Genomic DNA, 13605 nt, shown 5'->3' with positions numbered 1-13605 from the left:
TTACCGGCACGGGAAGACTTTTTTCCGTGCCCGTTATGGCATATTATCTGCCGGTTTCGTCGAGGCCATTTTTTTGATGGTACTCCCTAATCTGCTATGAGCGATTAAGCCATGACTGTTCTTCTACATTTCATTGATGTATTTGGTACTTTTGTTTTTGCACTAAGTGGCGCGACAGTCGGCGTTAGGCATCGCTTTGACTTGTTTGGTGTATTTGTTTTAGCTTTTGTAACAGCGGTAGGTGGCGGCTGTGTGAGAGATATTTGCTTAGGTGCAACACCTCCAGCAGGATTAATCAATGTCGAGTACCTAGTGTGTGTTGTCATCGCCATCATGCTTATCAGCTTTTTTCAAAAAATTGTCTTTTCCTTCGAAAAGCCCGCACTGTTTTTTGATGCGTTAGGGTTGGGATTCTTTGCTGCTTTTGGTGCAAATAAGGCGTATATGCTTACCCATGAGGTCTTTTTCTCTATATTGATGGGATGCATAAGCGCCGTAGGGGGCGGATGTATTCGGGATATACTCACCGGTAGGTCCCCTGTGATCCTAACGAAAGAGATTTATGCCAGCGCGGCGCTGATTGGTGCCAGCATCCAGATATTAGGTTCTTCTGGTATCATTCCACCTCAATATAGTATTTGGCTTGCGATAGGTAGTTGTACGGCGATTCGAATGGTTTCCCTTCGCTATAACATCACGCTGAAAACCATCGCCAATAAATATCTCGATTAATCAGTTAACCCTATGTGCTTGGTGTATTGCTCTACACAAGATAAATCATTAACGTATTGAGAAATTCTCGCTTAAGGGTTTCCTACACCATGAATATTACTGAACTGGCTGCTAACCGTTTTACCACAAAAGCCTACGATGCCTCACGGTCACTGAGTGACCAACAGTTAGCGGATGTCCTGTCGTTATTACAAAACAGTCCTTCTACGCTCAATCTACAAGGTTGGCACTTTCATGTCATCACCACTGAAGCTGGCCGCGAGAAAATCGCCCCTGCTATCTTTGATCTGAATAAAGCCAAAGTGGCGCAAGCGCCTCTCGCCATCGTATTTTCCAGTATTAATGGGATCAGTGAGCAACACTTAGACGCGTTAGTGGCACAAGAAGCGCAAGATGGCCGTTTCCGCGATACGGAAGCTCGCCAGAAAAATGACGCTGGTCGTCGGGGTTATATTAATAATGTCGCGCATTCACCTGAGTTTCAGCATAAGTGGATGGAACGTCAGCTTTACATTGCTCTAGGCTTTCTACTATTAGGTGCCCCTGCATTAGGGCTGCACGCCACGCCAATTGAAGGCTTCGATACTCAAAAAATGGACAGTATACTTGGGTTAGAAGCGCAAGGTTTGCATAGTGTCGTCATGGCAACTGTCGGGTACAACAGTGATGCTGATTTCAATGCTCAGCTACCTAAGTCTCGTTTTCCTCTCGATAAAATTATCACTAAGCTATAAGTTTTTTCGGTAATCGATAACGATTACCGAATTCTTGATTTTCAGCCCCCTTTCCCCTCAAGGTATTTAGGTATATTGTTTTCCTATCTCTTAGCGGCAAGGATCATGCAGATATGGAACAACAAGCTTCAGGATTGCTACCCTTGTTATCGGGTATCGTCGGTAACAAGAACGTCTTAACCTCACCAGATGATAAATCCTTTTACACGACCGGTTTTCGTGTCGGCCAAGGCGAGGCGCTCGCCGTTGTTATACCCGAATCCTTAACTGCACTTTGGCAAGTGTTGCAACATTGCGTTGCCGCAGACGTTATTATTTTAATGCAAGCCTCAAATACCGGTATCACCGGCGGTTCGACTCCTGATGGTAATAATTATGACCGGCCAGTCATTATTATTAGTACACGCCGTCTGAAAGGTATTCAGGTCATCGATGACGGCAAACAAGTCATCGCTTATCCCGGCTCTACGCTCACCGAGTTAGAAGATACCTTGCGACCGCTACAACGTGAGCCACATTCCGTTATTGGCTCCTCCTGTATTGGTGCCTCGGTTATCGGAGGTTTGTGTAACAACTCAGGTGGGTCACTTATCCGGCGTGGGCCAGCCTTTACTGAAAAGTCACTTTACGCCCAGATCAGCGAACAAGGCGAGATAAGCCTGGTTAATCATCTCGGGATAGAATTAGGAACAACGCCAGAAGAGATCTTAAAAAATCTCGAGTTGAAGCAGTTTACTACCGGTGACACTGACAGCTGGCAAGGAAAGATCTGGGCCGAGGATTATGCCGAGAAACTGCGTGATACCGATTCGGCATCTCCTGCGCGCTTTAATGGCGATCCGCATTATTTACATGATAGTGCTGGTTGTGCAGGTAAAATTATTGTTTTTGCCGCGAGGCTTGCCACATTTCCTGCCAGTAAAGGAACAGAGACTTGGTATATTGGGACTAATGATGAAAAAGAGCTGATAGCGCTACGACGTTTCCTACTCACTAAGCTTGATCAACTACCCATCCAGGCCGAATATATTCATGCTAACGCCTTCGATATGACCTTGCGCTACGCTAAGCATATGATATTGGCTATACGCCAGTTTGGACCCCAATCCATCCCGGGGCTAATGGCGAGAAAAGCGAAATGGGATATCAAGATCAAAAATTTCAGATACTTACCTACCAATTTAACTGACCGGTTAATCCAGGGATTCAATCAGATAACGCCCCCTCTCGTCGCCAAGCGTATCATGGACTATCGGCATCGTTATCAACATCATCTTCTGATTAAAGCCGATTCTGAACAAGCTACAGAATTAACCTCTCTGCTTGATACCTTTTTTTCTGAGCATCAAGGCGGCTATTTTATCTGTGATAAAAAAGAAGCCGAAGACGCCTTTTTAATTCGTTTCGCGGTTGGCGGGGCGGCAATTTCTTATTGTGATTACCTTGGTCTTGATCCTAACGAGCGTCTTATCGCATTCGATGCGGCATTGCGACGGAATGACGATCAATGGTTATTCGATCTTCCTGCTCACCTTAAAGCCCAAATTCAAGCAGACTCCTGTTGTGGACATTTCTTCTGCCTAGTGAATCATCAGGACTATATCGTAAAACCTGGCGTTGATGGGAAGCAGTTCAAACAGCAAGTAATTGATTATATTGAGCAACGTGGTGCTCGCTATCCTGCTGAGCACAATGTGGGTCATCTCTATTCAGCTAAAGAAGACTATCAGCAACACTGGCGAGCACTCGACCCGACTAATAGTTGTAACCCTGGGATTGGTAAAACGAGTCGGCGTAAGTTTTGGCAATAAAATATCAGGGCGTTTTGCGAAGAAAACGCCCTGCTCATTACTGTTTTTCGAGATACTGTGCAATGACTGAAAGGTCTTTATCCCCTAGCCCAGCGTCCACTGCAGCTTGCCACAAAGCGGTGATGGAATGAAGGTTTGGCATCTGTGCTTCACCGCCCGCTTTTGCAGCAAGGGTGGCATCTTTCAGCGCCCACTTAAGTTGCATCTGCGGTGGATAGCGACCTTCTTCAATCATCTCTAATTTTGTTTTCGCATAGGGCGCGGCTAAAGGTCCGCCCTCTAGCACTGACCATAAAGTTTCGGGACTAAAACCTAGCTGTTTTGCCAAGCAATGGCTTTCCGCTAAGCTCTGAACTAAACCAATCAACCAACTGTTAACGACCAGTTTCATTGCACTCCCTGCCCCGACGTCGCCTAACCAGTGAGAGCCCTTGCTGATAGCAGCAAATACCGGCTCAATTTGCGATTGCAGCGCACGGTCTCCGCTGGCCAATATAGCGATTTGCGCCATTTCTGCCGGTTTTTTTGTCCCTGAAACGGGAGCATCAATAAAACCGATATCAGGACGATTTTCTTTAAGATATTTATTAAGTTGCTCTGTGGCCTCTACGCCAATTGTGCCCATTTGCACAACGATAGCTTGTTCCGCTAGGGCGTCGATAGTTTGCTTAATAACCTCTACCGTGCTGTCAGCATCGGCGAGCATGAGTATTACGACTTGACTGCCCTCAACCGCCTGAGCTGGCGTTGAGGCAAGTGTTGCACCCTTCTCAACTAAATCCTTTCCCTTTTCTTCGCTACGATTCCATACCTTCAGCGTAAAATTGTTTTTAATAATATTCGTGGCAAACGCATGGCCCATTGCTCCGAGCCCGAGCACTGAAACAGTATTGATCTTAGTTGGCATAATCGATTCCTCATGTGATTACACTTAGTGTAGTGCAGTTAAATCGATTTATATGCGTGGAGTAAGTCTGAGAAATATTTTGTTGTAAGATCCATAACTTTGTAAACTACTGACATATTTCATCGGACCTTACCCTTGCATCGCTGGGAAAATTTATGAAAATCCGGATTATTCAGGTATTCACTGGCTGTCTACCACTTCTCTCTCCTGTCGTCTTCTCTGCACCATCGACGTCCACGACTCAAACTCTGATTGTTGCTGCGACACCAGATACACCACCTTTATCAGAATTAGATACCCCTGCTGCAGTGAGTGTGGTGTATGGCGAAGACTTACGACAAGCCCATCAACAAATCAATCTTTCTGAGGGGCTTTCCGGCGTTCCAGGTTTACAGGTGGCCAACCGACAAAATTATGCTCAGGATTTACAGATGTCGATTCGGGGTTTTGGCGCGCGTTCTACATTCGGTGTGAGAGGGTTGAGAATCTATGTTGACGATATTCCAGCAACCATGCCTGATGGCCAAGGGCAAACTTCTAATGTTGATATAGGCTCCATCGATCATATTGATGTATTACGTGGGCCTTTTTCTGCATTGTACGGGAATAGTTCCGGTGGCGTTATTGCTATCACGACAGCGCGCGGCACTCAGCCACCGACCCTAGGTATAAGTAGTAACTACAGTAGTTTTGGAACTTGGCGTAATAGTGTGAGTGCATCAGGGTCAACCGGTGACGGATCGCAAAAAGGCGATGTCGATTATCATATCTCGGGGGCGAGAATGACTACGCATGGATTTCGTCATCATAGCGATGCTCAGAAGACAACTGGGAACGCGAAATTAGGGGTTCAGCTCGATGAGGTGAGTCATCTCACACTGAATCTGAATTCAGTGCATCTTGATGCGAACGATCCAGGGGGATTGACACGTGCTATGTGGAAGCGTGATCCGCACCAAGTTGCTAGCAATGTATCGTTATATGATGCTCGAAAAAGCGTTGATCAAACCCAAGCAGGGTTACACTATACGCGTCAATTAACCGAAAACGATAGCTTAGCCGTGACCACCTGGGCGGGTATGCGGCAAACGACACAATATCAATCCATCCCCGCTGCGACGCAACGCAGTAAAGCCCATCACGCAGGTGGCGTAATAGATTTAACGCGACATTATCAAGGGATTGATACTCGATGGACCCATACGGGACAATTATTCTCTCACCCCGTATCACTGACCACAGGCATTGATTATGAAACGATGCGTGAACAACGCAAAGGCTATGAAAATTTCCGTGGCAGTGGCGCGAATCAACAATTAGGAGTATTGGGTCGTTTAAGACGTGATGAGCAGAATCAAGTATGGAATATCGACCCTTACCTGCAATCGGCGTGGCAGTTAACCGATAAATTATCGTTCAACGCTGGGGTAAGGTTTAGTCGAGTACATTTTGATAGCCATGACCATTACATTACCGCGACCAATGGCGATGACAGCGGTAAAGTAACCTACCATCAATGGTTACCTGCGTTTTCTCTTAACTATGCCCATAATGCCAGTTGGAAGAGTTATCTCTCTTTCGGTCGGGGCTTTGAAACGCCGACCTTGAATGAACTCTCTTACCGACCTGATGGCGGAGCCGGACTTAATTTAGCGTTAAAACCGTCTACGAGTCATACGCTGGAGATAGGGACAAAAAACCGTATTGGGTTAGGGTTAATGACCGCTGCCCTCTTTCAAACTGATACCGATAATGAAATTGTCACTAGCAGTAATAATGATGGCCGATCAACCTATAAAAATGCGGGACAGACTCGCCGCCGAGGCGTAGAACTAGATTGGCAACAGCAATTTGCGGGAGACTGGCATGTAGGAGCATCATGGACTCTGCTGGATGCACGTTACCGGAGTCAGGTCTGTGACAGTGGATGCGAAGGTAACAGGATACCCGGCGTCGCAAAAAATATGTTTTATACCCACCTCGAGTATCAACCCATCTCCGGTTGGTATGCGGGGACCGATTTGCGTTATTTAAGCAAGATTGCGGTGAATGATACAAATAGTGAATACGCTCCTGCTTGGACCGTAACCGGTATCTATACCGGCTATAAGTGGGATATCAAGCAATGGAATATCGATATAAGTGGCCGAATCGATAATCTCTTCGACCGTCAGTATAGTGGCTCTGTGATAGTGAACGAAGGTAACGGTCGTTTCTATGAACCCGCGCCCGGTCGAAACTATTCTGTAGGGCTTAATGTCAGCTACGCGTTCGAATAATACTGGTGGGCGGCAGCGTTAACTTCTTACCTCCGCCCGTTACCCTAACCAACGTGCAACCAAGCGAGATAACGCAGGCCCAAGGCAGAGTACAGCAATAAAACGCCCTGTCTGCATTGACATCACAAAGGGTTGATTCACTGATACCGATGACGCAATGATAGCAACGGAATCCGCTCCTCCAGGACTGGTGGCTAAATAAGCACTCAGCGGGTCGATCCCTGCATACTCAACCAACATCCATGCAAAAATACCGCAAATTCCTATTAATAACAGCACCGAGAATAAAATTGCAGGAAGCGCGTGAAAAGCATAACGCAAAATATCTTTGGTAAAACGTGCCCCTATACTCCAACCAATCATTGCATAAGAAATTGCGAGTAAAGGAAGCGGTAACTCAATCGTTAATCCCCCTACATTCATCGCAAGATTACAAAGGATCATACTGATTAATAACGGGGCTGCAGGAAGAGAAATAACCTTGGAAAGTAATAATGCTGCGAGAATAAGCCCTAGAGTGATTATAAACGCCCCCCAAGCAATAGGTTGCTCGAGTTGGGCCACTGCTGATGTTGCTGCACTCTCCGGGGCTAAATAGTGACTCACTACCGTCGCTAATAGCGTAACTAACAGTACTCTGAGATATTGCATAAAAGCGACTAATCGCACATCAGCACCGAAGTTACCCGCCATTAACGTCATGGCCGTTGCGCCGCCAGGAGAGGATCCCCATAGGGCAGTGGTACCGGGTAGGATTTTAAATTTCGCAAGTAATGCCCCAAGCAGGGTACTAATCGCTATGACTGAGAAGACCGTCATAATAAATAGTGGCCAGGTATGCTGCATCTCTTTAAAAACGTCAACTGGCATCGCACGTGCAATCATGGCTCCGACCACTGCCTGCGCTGCACGAAAAAGCGTACGGTGTAAGGAAACCATTTTTTTCGCCACAGCAAATAATATGGCGACAAACATAGGCCCTAACAATAAGGCAGCCGGGAGATGGATTAATTCCAATAATGATACAGCAACCAGACTCAGAATAATTAAGACAAGCCATCGTACTGTAAGCGGTGAGTGTAGCACGTGCCCTCCCTCTTAATCGTTAGCGGTGCAAGAACTATATCGCTAATAATAGCCTAGTTAAACCGACTAAAGGTTATCTATTCGTAGAATAGAGTGAGTTCGAGCTTCGTATCATAAGCCATTAATCACGCAGAATATATAAACTGGGATGACTCATGGCGCAAACGGGCTTACAGATTGAAGCGGGGCAAGATTATATTCAAGTAAAAGTAGAGGGTATTCCCCTAGGTCGCTATGCTCCCCAGATATTTCAGTTGTTATCACAGCATGAACTTGAACATGTGCGACGCGTACTCGCTCAACCCGTCTTTTCTGAACAAGGCATCGCCCTCCAATGGTTTCCACCTCCGTTAGTTCACTACATAAAACCTTGGGCAGAGATAACGTTGACAGAGAAAGTTCGTTGTCTTGCCGAGTTGATCGAGATGAAAAATTCCCTCGAAATTCTCCGCCAACAGCTTAGCCGTGACGATGAGAGTATCAGTAGAATTATCGACCCTATTTTACAAAACTTAACCGTTATTCCTTCCACTGAATCTATTTTTTTTGCAGACGGACATCCTCTGATAGTGCACTGGGGGTATTACCCTCAGAATCGTGTCGCACTAAACCTCTCCTCTCTGCATCAGGATTTGGCACAGCAACTAGCGGCGCAGTATTCCCCTGCGCAACCTCCTATCGTTGAAACCTTCTCCCCCCCAGCGCCTTCGCGCAGCCGAGTCTATTTACTCAGTGCCGGATTAGTGGCAGTGCTAGTCAGCACACTTGTTATCCTAAATGTTCTACAGCCGGCTAATAAACCGCCGAGGACTGTTCTCCTCCCTGTCGTTGCTTCTATCGATGAGGTTAAACAAACACTAGGCGACATAATGGCAGCAAGTCGCGCACTACCGCTGAGTCCTGCAGAATTTATCGCTCCTCCTCCTGAGCTTACGTCAACACCAGAGAAAATCAGCAGAGTGCCGTTAATGATCCCTGCACGTTCTCGCTACCAAGGTAGCATTGATTTTTTAGCGAATCGTTGGATGACTCATCTCGAATTCAATGACAAAAGCATCACGATGACTTATGACTTTAATAATGACCAGGCAAGCACTCTACTCAGCAGCGGCTCTCAACGGTGTTTAGCCACCAGTCGAGCGGCCTTCACCGCAACAGGTAAATTGATTATCAATACTGCCAAGGCCCGCTGTAGCGATGGAAAGACCCTACCCGTCATCACCGTTATCTGTGAAAAGAGTGCCCCGCATACTCAATGTTTTTGGCAACAGCGTTCTAAAACCTTAATGCCTATCGATCTGTTTAGTGAGAAAAAATCATGAAATGCTTTGCTCAACCGCCGCAGAGTTTATTTGCTAATTCAGGGATCCAATTTATTGACCAATCTTGTGTCATTGATCCTTCACACCCCAAAACCGCTTTTATTCGCACGAGTACTAATGGGCCTCTTTGCGAGGTCACTCCTAACGAAAAAGGCCATTTCCAATACAGAGAGTATGCGGGGGGGCCCGTAGAATGGGTTCGGCCAGAATATAGGTTTTCTTTTTCAGAATCCCTTACCCTGCTACAACATCAGTGGCTACCCTTACCTTATTTTTCAGCTCAGGGAGCACGGCCCTTGAATTGGGCGCGCATTTACGTCTCTCGTTGCAGGCAAGCTAAGCAAGGTTGGAAATTCACGCTGGCATTTGATACTCAGATCGCTGACGATGAGAGCGGATTACAGCCTAGCCAATTTGATGTACAACAGGGGCAGATTTTTACATTGCCACAGCAACCCGAAAGATGGCGTGAATTTTTTCAGCAAACCTGGGTCAATGTATGGATGACAGCGCTTTATCCGGTGGTCGGGCAGGCCCCCTCTTTCATATGGCAAGCACACTATATTAATTTACTCAAACTACTCGTTAATCAAGTGAAGCCGCGTCCTCTTTTATTACAAGACACAGCTCAGCACTCTGCGCCCGTTGCGGTTGATGCGATTATCGATTTGGGGAACAGTAATAGTTGTGGTGTATTATTTGAAGTTGATGCTCATTGCGTGAGTCCGCTGAGTCTCTCTAGTGAATTACAACTGCGTGACCTGAGTTGTCCGACCCGTGAGGCATATACACTTTTTAGCAGTGAGCTAAATTTTTCGCCTGAACCTTTCGGCCACCGCGGTTTTTCGTCAGCAAGTGGTAGGATGGACGCTTTCCAATGGTGTTCACTGGTACGCATCGGGCCGGAAGCGCAGCGTCTTAATGCCCAGTCACATCGAGATTTACAACCTCAGGGAATAAGTTGCCCTCGTCGCTATATTTGGGATGATCATTCAGCGAACGTTATTTGGTTCAATGCCAGTCAATCCGACCAGGCGCAATACTCTACGATCGATCATCCCCTTAGTTTAATGCTAAACGATCAGGGCATTTTACTCGATGAATTGTCTTCCGGATGGCAATTTCCCGTTTTTAAGCCACAGTTCGCCCGCTCAGCGCTATTTACATTTTTGATTATGGAGCTCGTTAATCAAATAGCGATGCAAATTAATAGCCTAAGCTACCGGCAACGCCATGCTAATCGAGATACCCCTCGCTTTATTAGAAAGTTAATTTTTACCTTGCCGGTTAACTTTACAACGCTTGAACGGCAGCGTTTTCTGCGGTTGGCACAACGGGCGATTAGGTTGATAAAAACCGCACAACCACAATTTTTTCCAGTCAATCGCCAGGATATTACAATAGAGTTCCCTTGGGATGAGGCCTGTTGTGGACAAATTTTTTGGCTTTGGCAAAAACTGCGTACTCAATCGGCCTTCGATCTACAGAAATATTATCATCGCTCCCCGCAGACATCACATTTACGTATTGGCTTGATCGATGTTGGCGGCGGTACGACAGATGTAGCGGTCACTGAGTATCCTCTCATCACATCAGAGCTGTCAGCTGCCCCAGCGCTCTCTCCTCAATTATTACTTAGACAAGGCTTTACCTTAGCGGGTGATAGTTTGCTCGAGGATGTGATTAACCATTTTTTACTTCCTCAATTCGGCGACCACCTTCATCAGCAAGGTTTGTCACCAGTGATGACGATTCTCGAGCGCCTCTTTAGTAGGGAGAAGAGCGACGACGGTGATTCAGTGTGGCGTCAATATGTGGTGAGGCATTTATTCTTACCGATAGTCGACGATGTGCTTTGGCTTTATCGTTTACAAGAAACAGCGTATTTTTGTCGTGTCAGTCAGTTAATTGATCATCAAGTGCTTGGCTATATAGAGGAGAGTCTCAACGAAAAGATTGCGTATATTACCCCCAAAATGGCAGTTTGCGAGATAAAAACGTTCACGTTGCAATTTCTCTTTAAAGATTTTATCGACTTTTTACAAAGCCCCCAATGTCGATTGGGACAACTTCTTACTATAATATGTGACACTGTCACTACTAATCAGTGTGATGTGGTACTGTTAAGCGGCCAAGTCATGGAGCTCCCCCTCTTCCAACAGAGGTTTCGCGCTAACTCGCCCTATTGTTGTCTATTAACGGAATTACCCACCGATGTGGCACTGCCTTTTTGTAGTACGGGTAGATTGTCCAATGGTAAACACGCTACCAGCCTGGGAGGGTTGCTTTACTCTTTGGCGATGGAACAGATAAGTGTAAACCCTTCCATCTTACCAGGTAAGATAAGTGATATACCGGTTCAGCGATGGTATGGCCCATTACGAGAAGATGGGAGATTGAGTCATGTTTTACTATCGCCTCCTTGTCATTCGCGGCAACGTACGTTTATAACCATTACTCAGCCAACGGCAATGGGTTACCGGTGCCGCGAAGAAGACTTTATCATAGCGTCGCCGTTATTCGCGTTGATCCCTAATCGGCACAAAATTAACCAATTAGCTTTAGGGATTATTATAGAGTTGGAATGGCACTTTGATAGGCAGGGCGAATTAGTTGCCCTACCTCGGGTCATTAGTATCGAAGATAGTCAGAGGCAAAAAGTCGATCCGCAATGGTTACAGATTGAGCTCAATACCTTGTCGTTTCGAGGGAATAGCCAAGAGTATTATTGGCGTGATGATGGGCGTGTGATGCCGCCCATTACCTAAGATCTTAGGAGTCAGCCTGGTCGAGTATGATCTGATAGAGGTCTGGCTCTTGTTCTTTTGCCTCGAAGAATAGCGCTACTATAGCAGCTAAGGGATGACCGGCGGTAAGCTGCTGAGGATTTATATGATGAAAATAGCACGTCATTGGTAAAGGGAATTCACCAGTAAGCCAATCCCACAGCGCATCAAGTGAGTCACCAAAATACCTATGCTCAGCATATTGCTGACGAAGTTGACGATAAAAGTCAGCATCAGAGTCGATGTGTTGGCAATCAAAATGGAGCGTGAACATTTAAGGCACCTGCTGGAAGCTACGATAATGATCGGTGGTAAGATAGATTAGTCCATCTGAAGAATAGAGCAACCGGTCACTATTTCGGCGACCACAACTAAAATTCACATCAGCTTCTTGCCATGAACGGCCTACTTTCTCGGGTAAACGATGCTCGCGATTAGAGAATCGATCCCCACCAATGACTCTACCCGGTAAGACCTCACACAAGTTCCCCTTAGACGCTATCCATCCTTGACGGCGTGCTTCACCCTTACGAATATAGTAGCTTGGGAGAGATTGATGGGACCGGAGGTAGCGCGCAACGACGTGGGGATCCGTATTGGCAGTTATTGAAGACGCTGAGGCCTGTTTAGTTGGCGAAGATGGGGAGTTATGAGAGCTTGAGGGAACATGCCACGCTTTCAGCGCAAAGCCAATCAACAGCATGACCATAATAATTAACGGACGGAATTTTTTAAACTGCATAATCGCAACGTGGCATTAAAAAGAAGGATAGAGGAAGTCTAGCAGACTCCTCATCTTTTTACGACGACATCGCGATGGATAATAAGGGATATCCACCGCCCTGAGACAAGGCGGGTGAAAAGATTAGTGCAAAGTTTGCGTAGGCATAGCGTTGCGTCGCCAAGTACCAGGAGCCATACCATATTGGCGTTTGAAACTACGATTAAAGGACTGCTGAGAATCAAAGCCCATCGAAATGGCGACCGCCAGAATGGGTTCATCGGAATGGGTTAACCGACAGGCCGATTTCTCTAGTTTTTTAGTTCTGATGTATTCCCCCAATGCATGGCCCGTATGTTCTTTGAACATCCGTTGAAGATGCCATTTTGAGTAACCCGCCCGGTCGGCGACCATATCTAAATTTAAGCGGTTCTCGATATGGGTATCAATCCAATGGATTAAATCATCGAAGAAAGAACCATTCATCTGCGACTCCTAGCGAAAATAAAGTGTATCTGTTTTAGTTGCATTAAATAATGCACCCTAATCCATTTAAATGCAACCTTTAAAGTTACACTTTATTTTTATCGTGACACTGGGTTAGTCTGACAGCGGATTAAGCTCTTTTCCCTGTTTCAGTGCAATAAGTGCATCGGCGACAGTATGCTTGGCAAGAACTTGCAAAGAGGCCTGTTCAGCCTCCTCTGCTATCTGTTTGAAGTACCAACAAACGTTCGCACTCACCACACAACAAGGTTTTTTCACATCTGGCCGAGAATTTAGTAATTTCTTCTCATGGCTGACGGCCATGTAAATATCGCAAAGCGTAATCTCTGCGGCAGGCCTAGCGAGATGAATGGAGCCTGTACGACCTAAGGTAGTAACGAAGATCCCTTCTCTTGTCAAAGGAACCATCAACTTACGGATCAAGCTTGGGTTGGCTTCTGCGCCGTTGCCGAGGGTATTGCTGGTCGAACGTTTTCCTTGTTCTTCAGACATTGCCACACTGAGAACCATTTGCAGAGCAGTTGGAAAACGATAATCTAACATCAAAGCCTCTTCATATCAGAAATAAGAACATTCACCTAAACATCCCTATTCTATCAAAAAATGGTTGCAAGAAGAAGGTGAGCTATAAGGCATCGCACATTATACGTAATTTCGCATTATTACTGTTGACCTTTAGATTGTTATTGTAGCCGAAGCACACTAAGATAAATGTTTCAC

12 protein-coding genes are annotated in these 13605 nt (G+C 46.0%); 6 read left to right on the top strand and 6 right to left on the bottom strand.

All coding sequences use genetic code 11. The features are described 5' to 3' along the window. Positions 1-111: 111 nt before the first annotated feature. From QJR74_RS07175 to dld, 3 genes are all read left to right on the top strand, one after another. The gene (locus tag QJR74_RS07175) at positions 112-732 is read left to right on the top strand and encodes a trimeric intracellular cation channel family protein (protein ID WP_304373853.1); all 621 of its coding nucleotides are present in this window, start codon (positions 112-114) and stop codon (positions 730-732) included. 89 nt (positions 733-821) lie between these two features. Next, positions 822-1466: an oxygen-insensitive NAD(P)H nitroreductase gene (gene nfsB / locus QJR74_RS07170; protein WP_304373852.1), complete on the top strand. Its 645-nt coding sequence runs from the start codon at positions 822-824 to the stop codon at positions 1464-1466. Positions 1467-1579: 113 nt separating this feature from the next. Beyond that, on the top strand, positions 1580-3277 hold the full coding sequence (gene dld, locus QJR74_RS07165; protein ID WP_304373851.1) for a D-lactate dehydrogenase: 1698 nt from the start codon (positions 1580-1582) through the stop codon (positions 3275-3277). 37 nt (positions 3278-3314) lie between these two features. Here dld and QJR74_RS07160 read toward each other — a convergent pair whose 3' ends face one another. After that, positions 3315-4184 (bottom strand): NAD(P)-dependent oxidoreductase, encoded by an 870-nt coding sequence (locus QJR74_RS07160; protein ID WP_304373850.1) that lies wholly within the window; start codon positions 4182-4184, stop codon positions 3315-3317. A gap of 155 nt (positions 4185-4339) precedes the next feature. On the opposite strand from QJR74_RS07160, the gene QJR74_RS07155 reads away from it, so the two are divergent. Beyond that, positions 4340-6463, top strand: coding sequence for a TonB-dependent receptor (locus QJR74_RS07155; RefSeq protein ID WP_304373849.1), 2124 nt, complete (start codon positions 4340-4342; stop codon positions 6461-6463). A gap of 39 nt (positions 6464-6502) precedes the next feature. Here the strand turns inward: QJR74_RS07155 and QJR74_RS07150 are convergent, their stop codons facing one another. Beyond that, positions 6503-7549, bottom strand: coding sequence for an AbrB family transcriptional regulator (locus QJR74_RS07150; protein ID WP_304373848.1), 1047 nt, complete (start codon positions 7547-7549; stop codon positions 6503-6505). Positions 7550-7704: 155 nt separating this feature from the next. Here QJR74_RS07150 and QJR74_RS07145 point away from each other — a divergent pair, with 155 nt between their 5' ends. Then, complete coding sequence (locus tag QJR74_RS07145) at positions 7705-8871, top strand: hypothetical protein (protein ID WP_304373847.1); 1167 nt, start codon at positions 7705-7707, stop codon at positions 8869-8871. Continuing rightward, positions 8868-11639, top strand: a complete 2772-nt coding sequence (locus QJR74_RS07140; RefSeq protein ID WP_304373846.1) for a virulence factor SrfB — start codon at positions 8868-8870, stop codon at positions 11637-11639. The genes QJR74_RS07145 and QJR74_RS07140 overlap by 4 nt, the downstream gene beginning before the upstream one ends. 4 nt (positions 11640-11643) lie before the next feature. On the opposite strand, the gene QJR74_RS07135 is transcribed toward QJR74_RS07140, so the two are convergent. The 4 genes from QJR74_RS07135 to QJR74_RS07120 form a co-directional block, all read right to left on the bottom strand. Further along, on the bottom strand, positions 11644-11931 hold the full coding sequence (locus QJR74_RS07135) for a barstar family protein (protein WP_304373845.1): 288 nt from the start codon (positions 11929-11931) through the stop codon (positions 11644-11646). Further along, entirely contained in the window at positions 11932-12366 is a 435-nt protein-coding gene (locus QJR74_RS07130) for a ribonuclease domain-containing protein (protein ID WP_441007654.1), read from the bottom strand. 156 nt (positions 12367-12522) lie between these two features. After that, positions 12523-12864 carry a helix-turn-helix domain-containing protein gene (locus QJR74_RS07125; protein WP_304373843.1) on the bottom strand — a complete coding sequence of 114 codons (342 nt, stop codon included), beginning with the start codon at positions 12862-12864 and terminating at the stop codon, positions 12523-12525. A 114-nt stretch (positions 12865-12978) separates the two neighbouring features. Further along, positions 12979-13428 carry an RrF2 family transcriptional regulator gene (locus tag QJR74_RS07120; protein ID WP_304373842.1) on the bottom strand — a complete coding sequence of 150 codons (450 nt, stop codon included), beginning with the start codon at positions 13426-13428 and terminating at the stop codon, positions 12979-12981. Positions 13429-13605 lie beyond the last annotated feature (177 nt).

The organism is Tatumella ptyseos (assembly GCF_030552895.1).
Taxonomy (GTDB): domain Bacteria; phylum Pseudomonadota; class Gammaproteobacteria; order Enterobacterales; family Enterobacteriaceae; genus Rosenbergiella; species Rosenbergiella ptyseos_A.
The sequence above is the reverse complement of the archived record's forward strand: the minus strand, read 5'-3'. Positions and strand labels throughout refer to the sequence as shown.

Coding starts and splice junctions, on each gene's coding strand:
- QJR74_RS07175 (WP_304373853.1), top strand. CDS start 112: ATGACTGTTCTTCTACATTTCATTGATGTATTTGGTACTTTTGTTTTT.
- nfsB (WP_304373852.1), top strand. CDS start 822: ATGAATATTACTGAACTGGCTGCTAACCGTTTTACCACAAAAGCCTAC.
- dld (WP_304373851.1), top strand. CDS start 1,580: ATGGAACAACAAGCTTCAGGATTGCTACCCTTGTTATCGGGTATCGTC.
- QJR74_RS07160 (WP_304373850.1), bottom strand. CDS start 4,184: ATGCCAACTAAGATCAATACTGTTTCAGTGCTCGGGCTCGGAGCAATG.
- QJR74_RS07155 (WP_304373849.1), top strand. CDS start 4,340: ATGAAAATCCGGATTATTCAGGTATTCACTGGCTGTCTACCACTTCTC.
- QJR74_RS07145 (WP_304373847.1), top strand. CDS start 7,705: ATGGCGCAAACGGGCTTACAGATTGAAGCGGGGCAAGATTATATTCAA.
- QJR74_RS07140 (WP_304373846.1), top strand. CDS start 8,868: ATGAAATGCTTTGCTCAACCGCCGCAGAGTTTATTTGCTAATTCAGGG.
- QJR74_RS07135 (WP_304373845.1), bottom strand. CDS start 11,931: ATGTTCACGCTCCATTTTGATTGCCAACACATCGACTCTGATGCTGAC.
- QJR74_RS07130 (WP_441007654.1), bottom strand. CDS start 12,366: ATGGTCATGCTGTTGATTGGCTTTGCGCTGAAAGCGTGGCATGTTCCC.
- QJR74_RS07125 (WP_304373843.1), bottom strand. CDS start 12,864: ATGAATGGTTCTTTCTTCGATGATTTAATCCATTGGATTGATACCCAT.
- QJR74_RS07120 (WP_304373842.1), bottom strand. CDS start 13,428: ATGTTAGATTATCGTTTTCCAACTGCTCTGCAAATGGTTCTCAGTGTG.